Source organism: Spiroplasma culicicola AES-1, assembly GCF_000565175.1.
GTDB lineage: Bacteria > Bacillota_I > Bacilli_A > Mycoplasmatales > Mycoplasmataceae > Spiroplasma_A > Spiroplasma_A culicicola.
The window spans coordinates 114,226-134,276 of record NZ_CP006681.1; the positions used below are offsets into that span (position 1 = coordinate 114,226).

Sequence of the window (20,051 nt, forward strand, 5' to 3'; positions counted from 1 at the left end):
TACTTAATGCTATGATAAAATCTATATGAAATTGTATTTTTAAAATAGTTGTTTAAAATGAGCAACTATTTTAAATTGAAAAGGAAGTGCCTCGGGAATGAAAAAGAAAATTAAAAAACCAAAAGTAACATTGATTAATAACATTAAAAAAGGTTTTAGAAGAATTTATGGAAATATGGAAAGACCTTTTAAACCTTCAAAAAAAACAATTAAAAAAAGTACTTCTCCAACTGTTGATCTTTTAACTACAAATAATATTTGTAAGAAATTTTATAAACGTCCTCAATTAATGATTGAAGATTTTGAAAATGTTAAGTTAATTGATTTTCAATCAAGAGATGGTTTAAAACTTTCTGGACTTTTATATACTCCAAATAAAGATAGTAATAAATGAGTGATTGCTTGTCATTGATTTGCAGGACACAAAAATTGAGGTTTACATCATGCAAAAGTATTTGCAAAACTTGGTTATAACATTATGGCTTTTGACTTTCGAGGACATGGTGGTTCACAAGAAGATTCAACAACAATGGGAGCTAAAGAACATTGAGATTTAATGGGAGCAGTTGATTGATTAAAAGCAAATCAAAAAATTGATTTATTGGCATTTATGGGAACAAGTATGGGAGCTTTTACTGTTAACTATTGTTCTTTAAAATATGCAGATGAATTAAAAGAAGTTAACTTTAAATTTGTAGTTTCAGATTGTACTTATGGAAGTATTTTTAGATTATTAATTCATGTAAGAAACATTTATTTGTGAATTATTCCAAAAAGAAGAATCAAAAATATTGTTAAAAAAATTATTGAAAAGCATAATAAAAAAGAAATTGAAGTTGATTTTAATCAAGCAAGTATTTTTGAGTTATTAAGAAATGGATACAAACCTCAATTTCCTACTTTATTTTTACATAGTAAAGATGATAAAGTCACTCCACCAACTGATACTTATGAGTTAATGTTGGAAAGAAGTAAATATATTGAAGATGATCATTTGGTATATTCATTTTCAATGCACACACAAGGAATTAGATATCATTTTAAAACTTTTAATTATAAAATAGCTGAATTCATTAAAAAAAATGATGATGAAGTTAATTTTGATCAAATTGTTGATGAATGAGAATTATTAGAATTTAATAAATTAGATAGATTATCACTAAAACTAAAATAATTGTATAAAATATTTATGATATATAAAAAGGGGAAAAACAAAAATGGAAATCAAACAATTAGTTGATACATATCAAGAATATGATCAAAAAGAGATTACTTTAATTGCAAGAACAAGAAACCATAGACAGGGAAAAGCGGTTAACTTTTTAATTGTAAATGATGGAACAACAATTAATGATGTTCAAGTTGTCTACAAAAGTGATGTAAAAGGATTTGATTCAATTAGTGAAGCAAGAATTTCAAGTATTGTTGAAATTACTGGAATTGTAAATTTGACTCCAGGAAAACAACAAGAATTTGAAATTCAAGCAACAAGTTTAGAATTATTAGACCAAGCTGTTGAAGATTATCCATTACAAAAAAAAGAACATTCACCAGAATTTTTAAGAGAAATTGCTCATTTAAGAGCAAGAACAAAAACATTTCAATCAATTTTTAGAATCAGAAGTGTTGCTGCGTTTGCAATTCATGAATTTTTTAACAAAAATAACTTTGTTTACGTAAATGCCCCAATCATTACAGAAAATGATGCAGAGGGTGCAGGAGAATCATTTATTGTTACAACAAGAACTGATGGAGATTATGAACAAGATTTCTTTGGTAAGAAAGCAGCTTTAACAGTTTCAGGACAATTAAATGCAGAGTCATATGCACAGGCGTTTAAAAAAGTTTATACATTTGGACCAACTTTTAGAGCAGAAAATTCACATACTTCAAAACATGCTGCTGAATTTTGAATGATTGAACCTGAGGTTGCTTTTAATGATTTAGCTCAAAATATCGAATTAATTGAAGCAATGGTTAAATATACAATTAACTATTTATTTGAAAATGCAAAGGTTGAATTAGAATTTTGTGAAGCAAACTTAGAAGAAGGTTTAATTGCAAAATTAGATAACGTTAGAAATTCTAAATTTGCAATTAATACTTATGCACAAGTAATTGAAATTTTACAAAAAGCAGTAGCTGATGGACATGTTTTTGAAGAATCAAATATTGAATTTGGACTTGATTTAGGAACAGAACATGAAAGATATATTTGTGAAGTTGTAAACAAATGTCCTACATTTGTTACAAATTATCCAAAAGATATTAAAGCATTTTACATGAAACAAAATGATGATGGCAAAACAGTTGCTGCAGTTGACTTGTTAGTTCCTGGAATTGGAGAACTAGTAGGGGGTAGTCAAAGAGAAGATGACTACGATAAACTAATTACTAGATGTAAAGAAATGAATATTGATCCAGAAGAATTGTGATGATATAACGATTTAAGAAAATATGGTTACTATAAATCTGCTGGATTTGGACTTGGCTTTGAAAGATTAATTATGTATGTAACAGGATCTGCAAATATTAGAGATGTTATCTCATTCCCAAGAACCCCAAAAAACTTATCTTTCTAATTTTTAATAAAAGATAATTGAAAAAAATGATAGAATAATAATGATGTGAAAATAGGAGGAATTAATATGTTAATTTCGTTTGTTGTAGTTTCACAAGAGGTTGAAGAAAGCATTGAAAATACTATGAATAGTATTGCTTATCAAACAGATGACGATTATGAAATCATACTTGTTTCTGATAGATCAATTGTAGAAAATACAAAAGAAACATTTGGAAAAGATAAATTCTGAGCAAACAACAATTTTAAATTAGTTTTAAATAATTCAGTACAAGGAGTTTCAGTTTCATGAAACTCAGCAATTGACTTAGCTGAAGGAAAATACATTAAGTTTGTAAATCAAGGAGATACATTGGATCAAAACTTTGTAGCTACAGTGAAAAAAGAACTTGCAAAACATGCAAAAGAAGAAATTGATGTTGTTGAATATAAAGGCAAAATGTTTGGTTTAAATGATTCAGAAACAGATATTTTCTTAGAACCAGATAAAATTTATGATTTAAGTCAAGAATTTTGTCCGTATGCATTTACAAATGTAACTTTATTTAATAAATTGTTTAGAACTAAATTGTTACAAGAATTTGGCTTTAAATTTAGAAGATTTGTTAGATTTGACTTATTATTTGTATACAAAGTATTGGGACAAACAGAAAAATACCTATACTTAGATTCACCAGCAATTGAAAACTATTTAATTGAACCAGTTGCCTACTCAGCATTTGATTTAGTAAATCAATGAACACATATTTTAAACTACTACAGAAGAATTGCAAAATTTAAAGAATTAAAAGATCAATTAAATTATGCATATTATAAAACTATGGTTCACATTTGATTATGATTGATTAAACAATATAATAATAAATTATTGATGAAAAAAGCAACTAATTTTGCAAGTAGAAAATTTGAAGATAAAAAAGCTGATTTTATCAAAAACAATTCTGTTTTTGTAAACACACCAGATGAAAAATTTAAAACAATTTGTCTTTCATTTGAAAAATACATCAAAGAAATTCTTAAATTAGCTAAATAGGGAGTCTTGAAAATGTCATTAGACAATAACTTAGGCATTTATAATACTAAAACCTCTTCTTGAATGTGTGAAAAACCGCATTTAGGAAGAGTTTTTTTTGCTAGATTAATTGATGTAATTATTGTTTCAATTCCTTTGGTTTTGGTTTTGGTGTTTTATAGAGCAAGTAACTTAACAAGCGCAATTATTGTTTCGTCAACTAACTTTGTCACTTTATTTTTGTATTTTGTAGTACTTGCAAATTTCTTTAATGGCAATAGTCTTGGAAAACTAATTATGAATTTAAGATTAGTCAAAGAAGAAAAACAAAAAATTAAGTTTAGCGAAATATTGCGCAGAGAAATATATTATGTTTTTATTCCTTTTTTTATTCAAATTATTTTTCAATCATTAATTGTTATTGTCTTTTATACTTTAAATAAGGATAATGATGGTGAAGAAACTATTGGAAAATCAACAATTATACTTTTACAAAATTTAAGTTATCTATTATATACATGTTGATTTATGTATATATGTATAACAATTTGATTACAAAAAAATTATCAATCAGCAATTGATCATAAACTTAAAATATTTGCAGTTAAAATTAATTGAAATTCAAAAACTCAAACTGAGATTAAAGTTGTTGATCAACAAAAAAATAACCATGTACATTTAAAAGATAACAAACCAGGATTAGTTAATCTTGATTTACTAGAATTGGAAGATGAAAATGATGAAGAATAGTATAAAAAAAATTAATGAATTTATTGAGAATAAATATTTTACTGGTGCAAGTCTTATTGTTTCAAAAAATAAACAAATTATTTTTAAACAACATTTTGGTTTGAATGATGTAAATTTAAAAACTCAATTTAATGACAAAACTTTATTTAGAGCATATTCAATGACAAAGCCTTTAACTGTAATTGCATTTTTGATACTTGTTCAACAAAACAAACTTAATTTTGATACTTTATTAGAAGATATTTTTCCATGTTTTAAAAATCAAACTCAATTAGTAAACCAAAATAGTAAAGAAACTCAAATTGTAAACCAAAAAATTACAATGCATCATTTATTAACAATGACAGCTGGAATGACTTATCATGGAAACAAAAATCAAACTCAAATTGAAACTGCTAAATTTATTAAAGACTTTTCTTCTAAAAAGGACTTTTGAGATTATGAAACATTTTGTAATAATTTATCACAAATTCCATTATTATTTGAGCCAGGTAGTTCATGACATTACGGTTTATGTTTGGATGTAATTAGTGCTGTTGTTGAAAAAGTAAGTCAACAAAAATTTAGTCAATTTATTGAAGAACAAATTTTTAATAAATTAAATATGTTAGATAGTGGATTTTATGTTAAAGATAAAACTAATGAAGCTAAAATTTATAACTGATCATTTGATGGAGAAAATAATAAATTAGATATGATAAATGATTTTAATTTTTTATTTCAAGATATTTATCAAGATACACCAATTTCTTTGGGAGGAGCTGGATTAATAACTACTGCTTTGGACTATAATAAATTTTTAAACTTTTTACTTGATGGCAAAGATGAAAATCAAAAACAGATTCTAGATTTTAAATTCATTAAAAAAATGTCTCAAGATCAACTTAAAGATTTAAGACAATATTTTAAATGAACTTTAAATGAAGATTATAGTTATGGATATGGAGTAAGAGTTAGAATTGAAAATGAAAGTTATCCTAAAACTCAAATTGGAGAATTTGGTTGGGATGGTTTACTTGGCTCAACTGGATTGGTTGATCCAAAAAATAAAATTACAATGAATCTAATGTTAAGTTCTAAACCAGGACATAATAAAATGATTGAATCTGAATTTTTTGATTCATTTTATAAAGATGTCTTAGAAATAAAATAAAAAGTTGAATGTAATCATTCAACTTTTTAATTAGAAATTTAATTTACTAGTAATTCAATTTCTAAAGGTTCATAATTTTTTTCAATAAAAATTATTTTAGCTGCACCAATTTTTAATGCATGAATATTAAATTCTAATAAATTTGTATCTTGATCTGATTTTAACTTTGTAACTTTAATAATATTTTCATTACTTGAAATAAATTTAATTTCACTATTTGTTTCTAATTTTAAAATTTTCATTTCTCCTGGAGAAAATATATTTGATTCTAAAATATAATTTAAAGTTCGCGTTTTATTTTTATTTAAGCCATTGGCTTCTAAAATTAATTTTAATTTATTAAGTTCTCAATTAGTGTTATTGAGTTCAATTTGTTGATTATCAATCTTGTCGTCTTTCATTTTTAAATCTAGTTCTATTTTTTTCATATCATTTTTCTGTTCGATATAAAGTTTTCGACACTCAAGTGTAAAACGAGGCATAAGTTCACCTTTATCTATGGAAACATAATCATTATAAGATTTAATGTATTGGCCAAGCAATTTATCTTTTTGTGTTTCCATAAGCATTATATCATTTTCACGAGTACTCACTCATTTTCCTTTACTGATACTTTTTGGATTTGTAAACTCAAAATCAACATTAAAATTAATTTTGACAAATTTCAAAAATATTTGATAATCACAATTGAGATTAAATTTATTTTCTTTTTGCCAATTAAGTACAAATTGATCAGGAATACTTTGATGATAAATAATATGTATTAAAGTTTCTTTTTGATTAAGGATAATATTTTTATTGTCATTCATTTTTATTTTCTCCTATTCTTATGACATATGAAGAGTTTTTTTCTCTCAATATAGTTATCGTCATAAAAAACATGAATTGTACAAAAATATTAATTTGAAAAAAATTATTGAACTCATTTTTCTTTTTTAAAAGTGATATTATAAATAAGTTATAAGGAGTATTTAACATGAATGAATTATTAAAGAGTTTGAATGATCCTCAATTAGACAGTGTAATTACAACTGATGTTCCTTTAAGAATAATTGCTGGAGCTGGTAGTGGTAAAACAAGAGTTATTACTACTAAAATTGCATATTTAATTGAAAAAGAAAATTTAAATCCATATAAAATATTGGCAGTTACATTTACAAATAAAGCTGCCAATGAAATGAAAGAACGAGTAAGAAAAATTACTCAAGATAATTTTAGAACACCTTATATCATGACCTTCCACTCATTTTGTGTAAGAGTATTAAGAGAAGATTTTGAATATGTGGGACTTCCAAAAGAATTTACAATTATTGATACAAGTGATCAAACAAAAATTGTGAGAAAAATATTAAAAGATTTAGACATGAATGATTCTAAATCAAAACCAGAAAAAAAGATTTTAGCAAAAATTAGTAATTGAAAATCAAGTTTTACAACTTGACAAGAAGCATATGATGAAAGTTTAAATCATTTGTATAAAAGTTATGCAAAGGTTTATCGCAAGTATAACGAGTTTTTAGAAGAAAAAGGTTATGTTGATTTTGATGATTTAATTTTAAAAGTGCATACTTTATTTAAAACAAATATTGAAATTAGAAGTAAATGAGCAAATCGCTTTGATTATATTTTAGTGGATGAGTTTCAAGATACAAACTATACTCAATTTGATTTAATTAAGTGATTAACATCTGGAAGAAATTGTTTAACAGTGGTAGGAGATCCTGACCAAACAATTTATTCTTGAAGAGGTGCTAAAGTTAATATTATTTTAAACTTTGAAAAAGAATTTAAAAATGCAAGAACTGTCATGTTAAAACAAAATTATCGTTCAACAAAACCAATCTTAGATTTAGCAAATGATTTAATTGATAATAATAAGAATCGAGAAAAAAAAGATATTTTCACAGAAAAACATGAAGGTGAAAAAGTATCAATTAAAGAAGCAAATTCAAAAAACTTTGAAGCAAAATATGTTTCAAAAAAAATTAAAGAACTTGTTGAGTCAAAACAATATAACTATTCAGATATATTTGTTTTATACAGAACAAATGCTTGATCATTTGAATTTGAAAAGGAATTTGCAAATAATAAAGTTCCGTTTCAAATGGTTGGGGGATTTCAATTTAGAGATAGAAAAGTAATTAAAGATACAACAGCGTTATTAAGAGCAATTGTTGTTAAAGATGATTTATCATTTGATCGTATATTTGGCTTTATTCCTAAAGTTGGAGCTGTTACTAGTGAAAAATTATTTAATTTAGCACATGAAAATAATTTAAATATGTTTGATTTGTTAGTAAATCATTTAGATTTAGTAAAAACAATTACTAAAAACTTAAATGACTTAAGTTATGCTTTAAGTTATGCTGCAAAAATGTTTGAAGAAAATAAAAACCTAATTGATATTTGTCAAACTTTAATCAAGACAACAGGTTATCAAGATCGATTAGATTTAAAAGATAAAGAAGATGTTGAATCTTTGCAAAACTTAGAAGCATATTATGATCAAATGAAACAATTTGATTTGGATTATGATAGTGAACCTCAAACTTTAAAACGTTTAGTAAAATTTTTACAAGAAGAATCACTTGGTGATGCAGAACAAGAAATTCAAGTTCCAAACAAAGTAACATTATTAACAATTCATGCTGCTAAAGGACTTGAAAATAAAATAGTTTTTATTACAGGTGTAAATAAAGATGTCTTTCCTTCAAGGATGAGTTTTAGTTCAATTGAATCATTAGAAGAAGAAAGACGTGCTTTTTATGTTGCAATTACAAGAGCACAAGAATTGCTATATATTTCGTATGTTTCAGGAGAATATTCATATATATCTGGGGGAAGTTTAAGTCCTTCTAAATTTATTGGAGAGCTTGATCCAAATTTATATGAAATTGAAAAAAATATCTTTTTCCATTCTCCAACAGAAATGTCAAGTCAAAAATATGATTCAGGAGTCATTCATACTAAACCAGAAAAATTAGATGCTGGAGTTAAAGTTGGTGACGCTATTGAACATATGATGTTTGGAGAGGGAATTGTTACCAAAGTATTAGATAAATTTATTTCAGTAAGTTTTAAAAAAGCTGCATATGGTACAAAAACTTTACCTATTAATACAACAGCTTGAACCAAAAAAGATTATTAAACGAATCTTTTTAAACTGTAAAAAATTAATTATTTGCATCTCTCAATAATAGTTTTGATGCTTTATTAAAGAAAAATAGAGAATAAATAATTCTCTATTTTTATGTTATAGACATTTGTATTTTGTATTTTTATACTCAACTATATTTTCAATTTGTCAATACTAGTTTCTTTGCTTGTGCCAATTTTTTAATTAAATCTCTAAATAAGATATTATATAAAATTATTCATTTTTTGTTTTTAATTCCTTGTTTAAAGAGAACACATCCCCTATAAATTTCTAAAGTATCCCAATTAAATGCATACTAATTTTAGCACATGCTATTGAATTATTATGATTTTCAAAGTTACCTGAATATAAATATTTATAAAAATAGAAAAAATTATTATATAATCCTAAGGTGAAATAGAATAAAGAGTGGACACCTAAAAATATATTTGATTCTAAATATTGAAAGAGAGTGAAAAAATGAAAAATTTATTAGCAATTTTAGACTCTGTTACAATTATAAGCAGTGTCGTTGTAGCAAATGTTGCAGTGACATTTAAATTTAAAGGATTAGCAGAAAAATAAATATATATTTGTATGAGCAAAATTGATTGAATTATATTTGGTTCATCTTTAGGAATAATTCTATTTTTTATATTATATGTACAAAGTATAAAATTATGAAGAAAAATGAAATTAGGAAAAGCTAAAAGAGTAATCCAAATTTTATTGTGACCATTTGCATTGATTGCATTAATATTTTTCCCAATATTTATTTTAATAAGCATATTTCATTTAGGAAAAGGTCCAGGACCACCAAGGGATCCTGGTTTTGCAATTGGGGGTTTACTTTGAAAGTATCTTCCAACAATGAAGAACGCCAATAATGCAAAACAAAAAGAGATGGAAGATGTTTTTCAAAAGTAGAACCGGAATGATAAATTTTAAATAATAGCAAATTAAACAAATAAATAAGAGTACTACTAGGTAAATAATATAGACGATTTTGTTCTTTTTATTTTCATATTTGAATAGTAATTCTAAACCTAAATTATTAAAGTAGATTTTTTACAAAAGAATTAATTATTTATTTAAAATATACATTTATATATATAATATATATGTTAGGAGGAATTGAAAATGACTTCATTTACAGCAAAAGTTATTGATCCAGTTGGGTTACATGCAAGACCTGCATCAGTTTTAACAAAGGAAGCTTCAAAATTTGCTTCAGAAATTAAAATAATCTGTGGGGAAAAAGAAGGTAATCTAAAATCAATTATGAACGTAATGGCTTTAGCAGTTAAATCAGGGGCAGAAATTACTATTGAAGCAACTGGTGATGACGAAAAAGAAGCTATTGCAGCTATTGAGCAAGCAATGAAAGATAATTCAATTATCTAATTTAAAATTTTATTTAAAAGTATTGAAAAACACCATTTTAATGGTGTTTTTTTATTTTTTAAACTTATAGTGTTTATATAAAGTTATCTTGAAACATAGTATAATAATTATTAAGGAGGAATAAAATGATAGAGATAAAAAATGTCTCAAGGAAACTGGGTAACTTTGGTTTACAAAATGTTAGTTTTAAAATCAAAAAGGGTTCAGTTGTTGCCTTTGTTGGTGACAATGGAGCTGGAAAAACTACAACAATCAAAGCATTATTTGGTGAATTGAAGATTGATAGCGGTCAGATTTTAATTGATGGTAAAAATATCTTTGAAAATAACAACTTAAAAAAAGTTGCTTTTTTTCCAGATTCAAATAACGTACCAATGAATATTAAAGTCCATGACTATATGCATTACATTTGTGCTGCCAATGGTATTACAAGTGATATTGCAAACAAAAAAATTGATAGTGTTTATAAATTATTAGAATTAAGACCTTACAAAAACAAAAAAATCAAAGAACTTTCATCGGGTTGAAAGAAAAAGGCTATTATGGCAAGTGTTCTTATTAGAACACCAGAATATATTGTATTTGACGAACCAACAGCAAATGTGGACGTTGAATCTAAATTATATTTTATGAATATTTTAAAATTATTAGTAAGACAGGGAATTACTGTTTTAATTACAAGTCATATTATTGAAGAACTTCAAGAAGTGGCAAACTATTTAGTATTAATTAAAAAGGGTGAAATTGTTTATGAAAATGATTTTGACAACCAAAAAGAGCAAATAATGGATGTATACAAACAGCATATGAAAAGTCCAATTAAGGATTTAAGAATTTTGCAAGAATTGTATCGTGGAGAAATTTAAGATGAAATTAAAATTAGACAAAAGGAAAGCAAATGTTGAAAAACAAGCGTCTGCTAACTTTACAATTATTTTTAATATCAACTTAAAAATGGCTCTTAAAAACGCGGGTATTTTAGTTACTAAATTAGTTTATATTTTTGCAATGATTATGATTTTAACTTTTGAGGTATCTTCAGCAATTAAACCTCAAGATGTAGATTCATTAGCAACTTTTAAATTGATATTTTATATATTTTCAACCATTTTAACAGTATTTTATACTATGGTTATTACTATATATTTACTTAAAAAACAGTGATCTGATGGAATTCATTCGATTGAATCAAGAGCTGGATTTAAACCATGAAAATCTTATTTAATTCGTGCTCTTGTACAATTTACTGTAATGTCAATTTCAAATGCAATTATTTTATTTTATTGCATTGTATTGCAATTTATATCTGCTGCAAACACAGAAATTTATTTTGCATATGTGTATTCACAAATGTTTTTCTTAGTATTTTTATCAGTTGTAGTAACTTTAATGTTATTAGTAATATTTGCAGTATGTAATACACTAGTAGGAACAATGTTATCAACAGTATTAATGTTCTTTATGGCATTTTCACCATTATTTGCATCAATTAAATCTCTACTTTCTGGAGATTCATCAATTGATTATGGATTAAAAATGAATGCTATAGATGCTTTTACACGTTCAACATTAAGTGATGGTAATGTAAAAGTTAATTCATTGTATAAGGATCAATTAAACAATGATCAATCAATATACTTAACACAATTTAAAGATAATTTAGAGGGTCTAAGTGAAACATTAAGTGAAGAAATAGATATTAAATATCTTGGTTTATCACAAATACCATTGGAAGCTCGTACAATGGTTGAATATTATGATTTAAATAATGGGGATATAAATGCACAATGAGTGGTATGAAAAGATATGACTTATAAACTTTTAAGCACTGGACAATATGGTTATGAAAATTATGTTGAGGGAGACAATCTTCCAAAAGAAAAGTTCATATTAAATAAATTGCCAATTGCAGATATTTTAGAAGATTTATTAGTTGCTGTAATTGAAAATTCCACTCAATTCAAAAACGAAAATGATGGTATTGTACCAGCCCTATTTATAGAATCATATAGTTGAAACTATACTCCAGAGGTAATTCAAATTGATAACTTTATTAGTCAATTGAAAAAAGTAAAACCAGAGTATAGTAATTTTTTAACAAATATTAATAAAATTTATAACAAAATGTCTGTTGTTTTAAATGCAGATTCAACTCAAATATTTTCAAATACACAAAGAACACATTCAAGTGACACTCCAATTGCGCATGAACTTTATACAAGTGATATTTCATATAGCCAAAATGATATACAAAGTAGAAATATTTGTGATGAAATAGGTATAGAATGTAATCAAGAAATTCTTGATAGAAATGAAGCTGTTGCAGAAACTTACAACAGTTTTCCTGAACTTTCAATTATTAATTATTTAATTATTAATTTATGATTTGATTCATTTGCACTTGATAGTGAAATTGATACATTGTATCAATATTACAATAATTCACAAGCTGCAAAAGATTTAACAACAGATGTATTTAAACACTTTGGTGTAATGTCTACAGGAATATTTGCAAATCCATTAATTAATGATTCATTTAATTCATCAAGTTTTGCACCTATTAAACAAGGAAATACAACATCTGTAAAAAATATATTAGATTATGAAAAATATACACCAGATAATTTAGAGGCCTATGCCTTACAAGAACCTTACATTATTAAAGAAAAACTAAAATATACAAATGCATTCATTATTCCATTAGCATACTTTGTGTATCTATTAGTATGTTCACCATTAGCTTATATAGGATATTGATTCTATGAAAGAAAAACAAAAATTTAAAGGAAAGGAACTATTTTAAATGATTGAAGTTAAAAAAATTACAAGAGATCTTGGTGGTTTCTTCTTAAATCAAGTAAGTTTTACAATTAAAAAGGGTTCAGTTGTTGCTTTTGTTGGCGATAATGGAGCAGGTAAAACTACAACAATTAAAGCTTTATTTGGTGAATTGCGATTAGATAGTGGACAAATTTTAATGAATGGAAAAGATATTTTAGATGATCAAAATTTACAAAGAATTGCATTCTTTCCTGATTCAAATAACGTACCAATGAACATGAAATTAAAAGATTATGTTTCATATATTTGTGCAGTGAATGGAATGTCAAAAAAACAAGCTCAAGATAGAGCTGAAGCTGTATATACAATGTTAGGGTTAGAACCTTACGTTAATAAGAAATTAAAAAGTTTATCAGCTGGATGAAAGAAAAGAGCAATTATGGCAAGTGTTTTAGTTAGAGCACCTGAATTTATTGTTTTTGATGAACCAACAGCAAACGTTGATGTTGAAGCAAAATTATCATTTATGAACATTTTGCATGAACTATCAAATATTGGAGTAACTATTTTAATTACAAGTCATATTCTTGAAGAACTTCAAGAAGTGGCAAACTATTTAGTACTAATTAAAAATGGTGAAATAGTATATGAAAATGACTTTGACAATAAAACACAAAAAATATCAGACATTTATAAAACAATTAATGCTCAAAAAACAGATAACATTAGTTTATTAAATGACGTTTATTTAAATGCTGGAGGTGTTGAAAATGGAAAATAATCAAAATCCAATTCAAACAAGCACTGTAAAGCTTAATTTACAAAAACCTGTTAAAGTCAAAAAACAAAAAGAACCTCGTCAAAAGGGTGAAAAATTTATCAAGCCAATTAAATTTGAAGGTATTTGATTATTATTATGAGTTAATGTTAAAAAAGCATTTACTACAAAAACAATCATAGCAATGGGAATTGTTTTCTTAATTATTTCGTTTATCTTTACATCAATATCATTGCCAATGATAGCTTCAGGAGATGAAGTTGGAAAAATTATTTCATGAATTGGATATATTTTAACAATGTTCTTCTATATAATTTTTCTATCACTACTAGCAATAATATTGGTTAAAACTCCAATTCTAGAAGGAATTACCCAAATTGAAATTAGAGCAGGAGTTGCTATTTGAAAATCATATTTAATAAGATTTGCAACATACTTATTAATTGCATTTGCATATTGTTTAGTAAATATGATTATTGTATTTAGTTACCTGCCTTTAGCTCAAAACTTAAAATATCTAAGAATGGCCTTTATAATAAGTCCCCCAATTTTCTTATTTATCTTTGCAATAATTTGATATCCATTAATTACATTTATTGCATTAATTTGTTCACAAGCAATGGGAATATTTACAAATATTTTTGTTGGAGCAGTAGTTGCAGTTGTACCTATTATTAATGCTGTTATTCCAGTATTTATGGGAGATTTTGGTGAAAAAAATAAAGATATTCAAGTTAAGACCGTCCAATTACAATTGGCAAATGATTTTTATCAATCAACAATTAATGATGAAAATGTAAAAGGTATTTATGAAGAAGATATTTTAAGTCAAATAAATAAAAATATTGATCAGATAAATAAACAACATAATACAACAACGGAAGATAATATATGTGTTATTAGAACTTTAGATTTAAATTCACTTATTACTTATGATCAAACTTCAGAAGGCAATCCCTCTGGATGTTCTTCAGCGTCAAATTATTTAGAATATCTTGAAAGAGCATTCTATTTAGGTGAATTTAATACAAATACTACAACTAATACTGAAATTACAAATGTATTTGATAATCTTTATATTTCACAAATTTTATCAGCAATGTTTGATTTAGTTGATGAAAAACTATATGAAGTACCTGTTGGTCATCCTGGATTTAACGAAGCGGGAATATATTATGCAAGTAGTTCACAAAGTTGATATGATAATTCAAGATCTACAAACTATATAGATATTTCAGTGTTAGTAAAATGATTAGCAAAACAATTACCTGAATATAAAAATCTTTTAACAACTATTGAAAAACAATATAATAAATACAAAGAAATTATGTGAGATTACAATTCTATTAATGATAATTATTATTTATATTCAGGAAAATCATATTCATATATGAAAATAGCACAAAATGATTTTTATAAAGGTGTACTTGAATTGAATAATGATGCAATTAGTGTTTATAAAAGACATCCAGAATTGGCAATCATTAACAATTTAATTATTCAAAATTGAATGAATGTTTATGCACTAAATTCAAGTCTTCAACAGTCAGCTTGAAATGAAGATAATTATGGTGGTAGTTGAAATACAACATCATTAACAAATGAAGAAATGTTTGAAAAAATGCAAAAACGTACTACTTCACAAATTATTTCTAAATATGCTAATCCAACTCATCATATTTCTTCAATGTGAAATGGATTATTTGGTAAAAATGTTATGTTAGATTTACTTGTAAGTGATTCTAGTATGGAAATGATTCCTAGGGGTGTTACCAAAGGAGTTTCAAATTTAGAAGAGTTTGCTCAATATTCAACATGAGATTATGTCAAAAGTGCCAAAGCAAGTGAAATTGATCCAGATAGAAAAATGGTACCAATGTTTGAAAAAGTAACTTTAAAAGTTAACTTTGGATATAATGTTTCATTGATAGTATTTATTTATGTTCTATCTTCATTAGGAGTAAATGCTTTAGTTTACTTAACATATAAAAAACAAGCTAGAATTTAATATTTAAAAAAATCTCATTAGAGATTTTTTTGTTTTTAAACCCATAGATTAGAAATGCTTATAATGAACTAAATTTTGTGTATAATAATAGTTGATTAACAATTTAGGAGGAATACACAAAATGTCAATGAAATTAAAAGGAATTGGGGCAAGTAACGGGATTGCTGTTGCTAAAGTTTATGTTTTAGACGAACAACCAATCGTTATACCTCAAGAAAATACAACAGATGTTGAAAAAGAATTAGCAAATGTTAGCGCTTCAATTGAAAAAGCAAAAACAGATTTAGTAAATCTACAAAAAATTGCACTTGAAAAATTGGGTGAAGAAAAAGCAGCTATTTTTGAAGCACATGCTTCAATCTTAGAAGACCCAGCAATGAGCGAAGAATTTACTGCTTTAATTAAGGAACAAAATTACAATGGAGCAAAAGCAATTGATGAAGTTGCAACCAAATATATTGAAATGTTTGGTGCAATGGATGATGATTACTTTAGAGAAAGAGCAGCTGATGTTAAAGATGTAACAGAAAGATTAATGCGTTACGTTTTGGGATTACCAGTTGCAGATTTAGCAACAATTAATGAAGAAGTTATTATTGTTGCAGAAGATTTAACACCATCTCAAACTGCACAGTTAAATCCATTATTTGTAAAAGGATTTGCATGTAATATTGGGGGAAGAACTAGTCATGCTGCTATTATGGCAAGAAGTTTAGAGATTCCTGCAGTTTTGGGATTAAAAACTATTGTTCATAGTGTTAAAGAAAATGATATTTTAGCAATGGATGGATTAACTGGAGAAGTTGAAATTAATCCAGCAAACAAAGACGAATGAACTAAAAAAGCTGAGAAATTTAAACAAGAACAAGCTGAATTAGAAAAATTTAAAACTTTACCAACAGTTACAAAAGATGGATTTGATAAATTTATTTTAGAAGGAAATATTGGTAGTCCAAAAGATGTAGCTGCTGTTTTAGAAAATGGGGGAGAAGGAGTTGGATTATTTAGATCTGAATTCTTATACATGGACAATGATCATTTCCCTACAGAAGATGAGCAATTTGAAGCTTACAAAAAAGTTGTAAGTGACATGAATGGCAAAGTAACAATTATTAGAACACTTGATATTGGGGGAGACAAAAAATTATCATATTTTGAATTCCCAGAAGAAATGAATCCATTCTTAGGATATCGTGCAATTAGATTTACATTAGACAGAAAAGATATTTTTAGAGACCAAATTAGAGCTTTACTAAGAGCTAGTGCATTTGGACCAATTGGAATTATGTTCCCAATGATTGCAACAGTTGATGAATTTAAAGCAGCAAAACAATTTACACTTGATTGTAAAGTTGAATTAGAAAAAGAAGGTGTTAAAGTTGGTGCAGATCTAGAAATCGGAATGATGGTAGAAATTCCTGCAGCAGCAGTAAATGCTGAAAACTTTGCAAAACATGCTGATTTCTTCAGTGTTGGAACAAACGACTTAATTCAATATTCAATGGCTGCTGACAGAATGAGTGAACATGTGACATATTTATACCAACCATATAATCCTTCAATTTTAAGATTATTAAAATTAACAATTGATGGAGCACACAAACATGGTAAATGAGCTGGAATGTGTGGAGAAATGGCTGGAGAACCTGAAGCAGTTCCATTATTAATGGGTTTAGGACTTGATGCTTATTCAATGTCTGCAACAAGTATTCCTCAAGCAAGAAGCATTATGTCAAAATTGACTTTAGAAGAAACTCAAACATTAGCTGCTAAAGCTCTTGAATGTGAAACTTCTGATGAAGTATTGGCATTAGTAAATGACTTAATGAAAAATAAATAATAAGTAAAAAAATCCCTTATGGGATTTTTTATATTTTCTGAATTAATTTATAATAAAATCAATTTCAAGAGTTTTGTATCCTTCACTGATAAAAACAATTTTTGTTTTACCAGTATTTTTTGCATTAATTTCAAATTCAATATTACTAATATTTTGAATTTGAGTAATTGAAACTATATTATTGTTTTTGCAAAAAGCAGTAATATTAATATTTTTATCATCGCTGAATTTGATGTTTGTAGTTTGACCTTTTTTAAGTAGATTTGAAGTTAAAACATAAGTAAATTCTTTTTCATTTATATCAACTTTAATTCCATTTGAAATTAAAATATTTGTTAAATTATTAATTTGATTCTGTAACAATTGTTGATTTAATTGGGCTTCTTGTTTTTGAATTTTGATTTCTTGTTCAAGAAATTTGTTTCGTGCACTTTGTTGTTTATAAAGTAACTCACATTCTTTAGTTAGTCTTGGCATTTTTTTATCCTCATTTACAGTGATAAAACTGTTATAGGATGATACATATTTATTAAATTCTTTGACTATATGATCTTCCATTGCCATTATATCATTGTCATTTGTAGATTTCCAAGACCAATTTGTCTTATCAAAAATAAGATTGTATTTTTCTTCCATAAAATTTATGAAGGTAAAGTTATCATTATCAATGTCAAATGTATCTTTAAAAAGTCATTCTTGAATAAGTAGATCATCATTTTTAATGAAAGTTAAATTTATTTGATTGTTAGAAGTAAAATTGTTGGTTTTATTTTTCATATTATTTCTCCTTATGAATAATGAATGAAAGAATTTTTTCTTTCAATATAGTAATCGTCATAAAAATTGAGAAATTTACATATTTTTGTATGTTTTTTTAAGAAATATTAAAGATAAAATCACTGATTTACATTTATTAATTTTTATAAGCTAAAATGTACTATTATAATAAAGATAATTATTATAGAATAATTATGGAAGGAGATCACTCATGGGATTATTTACAAAAAATAAAAGCGTAGAAGTATTTGCACCAGTTGATGGAGAAATTATTGATTTATCTACTGTGCAAGATGATGTATTTGCAGAAAAAATGTTAGGTGAAGGTTTAGCATTTGTTCCAGCAAATGGTGAATTCGTTGCTCCAATTGATGGGAAACTAGTTACAGTATTTCCATCAGGACATGCATATGGAATTGCAACTAAAAGCGGTGTTGAAATTTTATTACACATTGGTTTAGATACAGTTTCATTAGATGGTGAAGGGTTTGACGTTAAAGTTAAACAAGATCAAACAGTTTCAGTGGGAGATTTATTAGTAAATGTTGATATTGAAAATGTTTCTAAAAAAGTACCTTCAATGCAAACTCCATTAATTTTTACAACTGATTCAATGAACGGAAGAACAATTGAAATTGTAAAATCAGGAACTGTTGCAAAGGGAGACTTAATTGCTATAGTTAAATAAAAATAAAAATGTTTATAAAATAAGCATTTTTATTTTTTTTATTAGTAAAATAATAAATAAGGTGAAATTATGGAAACAAATAATGACAAAACATTAGAAAAAGAATTTGCAAAAAACGAGAAGAAAGTTGCAAAGGCAATGGCCAAAAAAGAAAAAAAATTAGAAAGAGAAATTAGACATAACGAAAGAAAAGTTAAGTTTTATAAGTGACATAATAAAAATTATAAGCTAGAAGATAATCAATTTAGATATAACTTAGTTAATTGAAAAACTGATGGAATGATTTTTTTAAGTTGTGCGTTTTTTATTCCAGTTTTATTTTCTTTAATTGGATTTTTCTTTTTTGATCTAAAAACAAATAATTATACTCAAGCTACAGTTGAACTTGCAAAATTAATTAGTGCAGCTGTTGGTCTATTTTTATTGGGCCAACGTCACTCAAGAATATTGTGAAGTGGGGGATTTGCTTGATATTTCCTATATGTATTAGCTCCCCAATTTATTGTTTTAATTCTTGCATTTATTCCATTTGAAAATAGTGATATTTTTAATATGTTGGCAATGCTAATTAGTGGTGCAGCTGTTTTAATAATTATTCTTAAATTTGATAGAGTTATAACTAAAAGAATGAAAGAAACATTTAAAAATCATTTAGGTACTTTGATTGTTACAAGTCTTATTGCTTTTGTTGCGATGTTTTTAATTTCTACAATGTTCTTTTCAAGTTTAATTGAAAATACATGATTAAATCTAGCGCAAGCAGAAAATCAAAATAGTTTAACTGGCCCATTAAATGATGCAAATACATCAACAACTGTAAAAATAATCTATGTTATCATATTATTTGCATATGCTGTTGTTGTGGCACCTTTATTAGAAGAAATTGTAATTCGCCAATCATGATTTGTAAATATTGGAAATAAATGAGCTGGATTAATCTTTAGTTCATTATTCTTTGGGTTTATGCATTATGGAACAACTGGAGATTATGAACATTTCTTAAGTTATACTTCTGCTGGATTTTGTTTAGGAGCTGTATTTATATTCTCAAAAGCAAATGTAACATATTCATGAATGGTACACTTGTTAAATAACTTAACTGCATTTATTCTAATGATAATAGGTGCTTTTGCATAGAAAGAA

17 protein-coding genes are annotated in these 20,051 nt (G+C 25.9%); 15 read left to right on the forward strand and 2 right to left on the reverse strand.

Annotated features, from left to right (window positions below; translation table 4 throughout):
- Positions 1-97 precede the first annotated feature (97 nt).
- The 5 genes from SCULI_RS00535 to SCULI_RS00555 all read left to right on the forward strand — a co-directional run bounded on the left by SCULI_RS00535 (position 98) and on the right by SCULI_RS00555 (position 5,496).
- Positions 98-1,174: an alpha/beta hydrolase gene (locus SCULI_RS00535; protein ID WP_025362693.1), complete on the forward strand. Its 1,077-nt coding sequence runs from the start codon at positions 98-100 to the stop codon at positions 1,172-1,174.
- 43 nt (positions 1,175-1,217) lie between these two features.
- Entirely contained in the window at positions 1,218-2,582 is a 1,365-nt protein-coding gene (gene asnS, locus SCULI_RS00540; RefSeq protein ID WP_025362694.1) for an asparagine--tRNA ligase, read from the forward strand.
- Between the two features lie 66 nt (positions 2,583-2,648).
- Positions 2,649-3,614 (forward strand): glycosyltransferase family 2 protein, encoded by a 966-nt coding sequence (locus tag SCULI_RS00545; RefSeq protein WP_025362695.1) that lies wholly within the window; start codon positions 2,649-2,651, stop codon positions 3,612-3,614.
- 12 nt (positions 3,615-3,626) lie between these two features.
- Entirely contained in the window at positions 3,627-4,343 is a 717-nt protein-coding gene (locus tag SCULI_RS00550) for an RDD family protein (protein ID WP_025362696.1), read from the forward strand.
- Positions 4,330-5,496 (forward strand): serine hydrolase domain-containing protein, encoded by a 1,167-nt coding sequence (locus SCULI_RS00555; RefSeq protein ID WP_053230316.1) that lies wholly within the window; start codon positions 4,330-4,332, stop codon positions 5,494-5,496. The genes SCULI_RS00550 and SCULI_RS00555 overlap by 14 nt, the downstream gene beginning before the upstream one ends.
- Positions 5,497-5,534: 38 nt before the next feature.
- On the opposite strand, the gene SCULI_RS00560 is transcribed toward SCULI_RS00555, so the two are convergent.
- A complete protein-coding gene (locus SCULI_RS00560; protein WP_025362698.1) occupies positions 5,535-6,305 on the reverse strand; it encodes a hypothetical protein in 771 nt (256 codons plus the stop codon).
- A gap of 167 nt (positions 6,306-6,472) precedes the next feature.
- On the opposite strand from SCULI_RS00560, the gene SCULI_RS00565 reads away from it, so the two are divergent.
- The 8 genes from SCULI_RS00565 (at position 6,473) to ptsP (ending at position 17,443) form a co-directional block, all read left to right on the forward strand.
- Positions 6,473-8,644: an ATP-dependent helicase gene (locus tag SCULI_RS00565; RefSeq protein WP_025362700.1), complete on the forward strand. Its 2,172-nt coding sequence runs from the start codon at positions 6,473-6,475 to the stop codon at positions 8,642-8,644.
- Positions 8,645-9,322: 678 nt separating this feature from the next.
- Positions 9,323-9,559, forward strand: a complete 237-nt coding sequence (locus SCULI_RS00570; RefSeq protein WP_148294453.1) for a hypothetical protein — start codon at positions 9,323-9,325, stop codon at positions 9,557-9,559.
- A 213-nt stretch (positions 9,560-9,772) separates the two neighbouring features.
- A complete protein-coding gene (locus tag SCULI_RS00575) occupies positions 9,773-10,036 on the forward strand; it encodes an HPr family phosphocarrier protein (RefSeq protein WP_025362702.1) in 264 nt (87 codons plus the stop codon).
- A 125-nt stretch (positions 10,037-10,161) separates the two neighbouring features.
- Positions 10,162-10,902 carry an ABC transporter ATP-binding protein gene (locus tag SCULI_RS00580; RefSeq protein ID WP_025362703.1) on the forward strand — a complete coding sequence of 247 codons (741 nt, stop codon included), beginning with the start codon at positions 10,162-10,164 and terminating at the stop codon, positions 10,900-10,902.
- Between the two features lies 1 nt (position 10,903).
- On the forward strand, positions 10,904-12,820 hold the full coding sequence (locus tag SCULI_RS00585; protein WP_025362704.1) for an ABC-2 transporter permease: 1,917 nt from the start codon (positions 10,904-10,906) through the stop codon (positions 12,818-12,820).
- A 19-nt stretch (positions 12,821-12,839) separates the two neighbouring features.
- The gene (locus SCULI_RS00590) at positions 12,840-13,598 is read left to right on the forward strand and encodes an ABC transporter ATP-binding protein (protein ID WP_025362705.1); all 759 of its coding nucleotides are present in this window, start codon (positions 12,840-12,842) and stop codon (positions 13,596-13,598) included.
- Positions 13,588-15,603, forward strand: coding sequence for an ABC-2 transporter permease (locus SCULI_RS00595; RefSeq protein WP_025362706.1), 2,016 nt, complete (start codon positions 13,588-13,590; stop codon positions 15,601-15,603). Before SCULI_RS00590 ends, SCULI_RS00595 begins: the two co-directional genes overlap by 11 nt.
- A gap of 121 nt (positions 15,604-15,724) precedes the next feature.
- Entirely contained in the window at positions 15,725-17,443 is a 1,719-nt protein-coding gene (gene ptsP, locus SCULI_RS00600) for a phosphoenolpyruvate--protein phosphotransferase (protein WP_025362707.1), read from the forward strand.
- A gap of 42 nt (positions 17,444-17,485) precedes the next feature.
- On the opposite strand, the gene SCULI_RS00605 is transcribed toward ptsP, so the two are convergent.
- Positions 17,486-18,220 carry a hypothetical protein gene (locus SCULI_RS00605; protein ID WP_025362708.1) on the reverse strand — a complete coding sequence of 245 codons (735 nt, stop codon included), beginning with the start codon at positions 18,218-18,220 and terminating at the stop codon, positions 17,486-17,488.
- Between the two features lie 217 nt (positions 18,221-18,437).
- Between SCULI_RS00605 and SCULI_RS00610 the strand changes: the two genes are divergently transcribed.
- On the forward strand, positions 18,438-18,908 hold the full coding sequence (locus SCULI_RS00610) for a PTS sugar transporter subunit IIA (protein ID WP_025362709.1): 471 nt from the start codon (positions 18,438-18,440) through the stop codon (positions 18,906-18,908).
- Between the two features lie 69 nt (positions 18,909-18,977).
- Complete coding sequence (locus tag SCULI_RS00615; protein ID WP_025362710.1) at positions 18,978-20,045, forward strand: CPBP family intramembrane glutamic endopeptidase; 1,068 nt, start codon at positions 18,978-18,980, stop codon at positions 20,043-20,045.
- Positions 20,046-20,051: the final 6 nt, after the last annotated feature.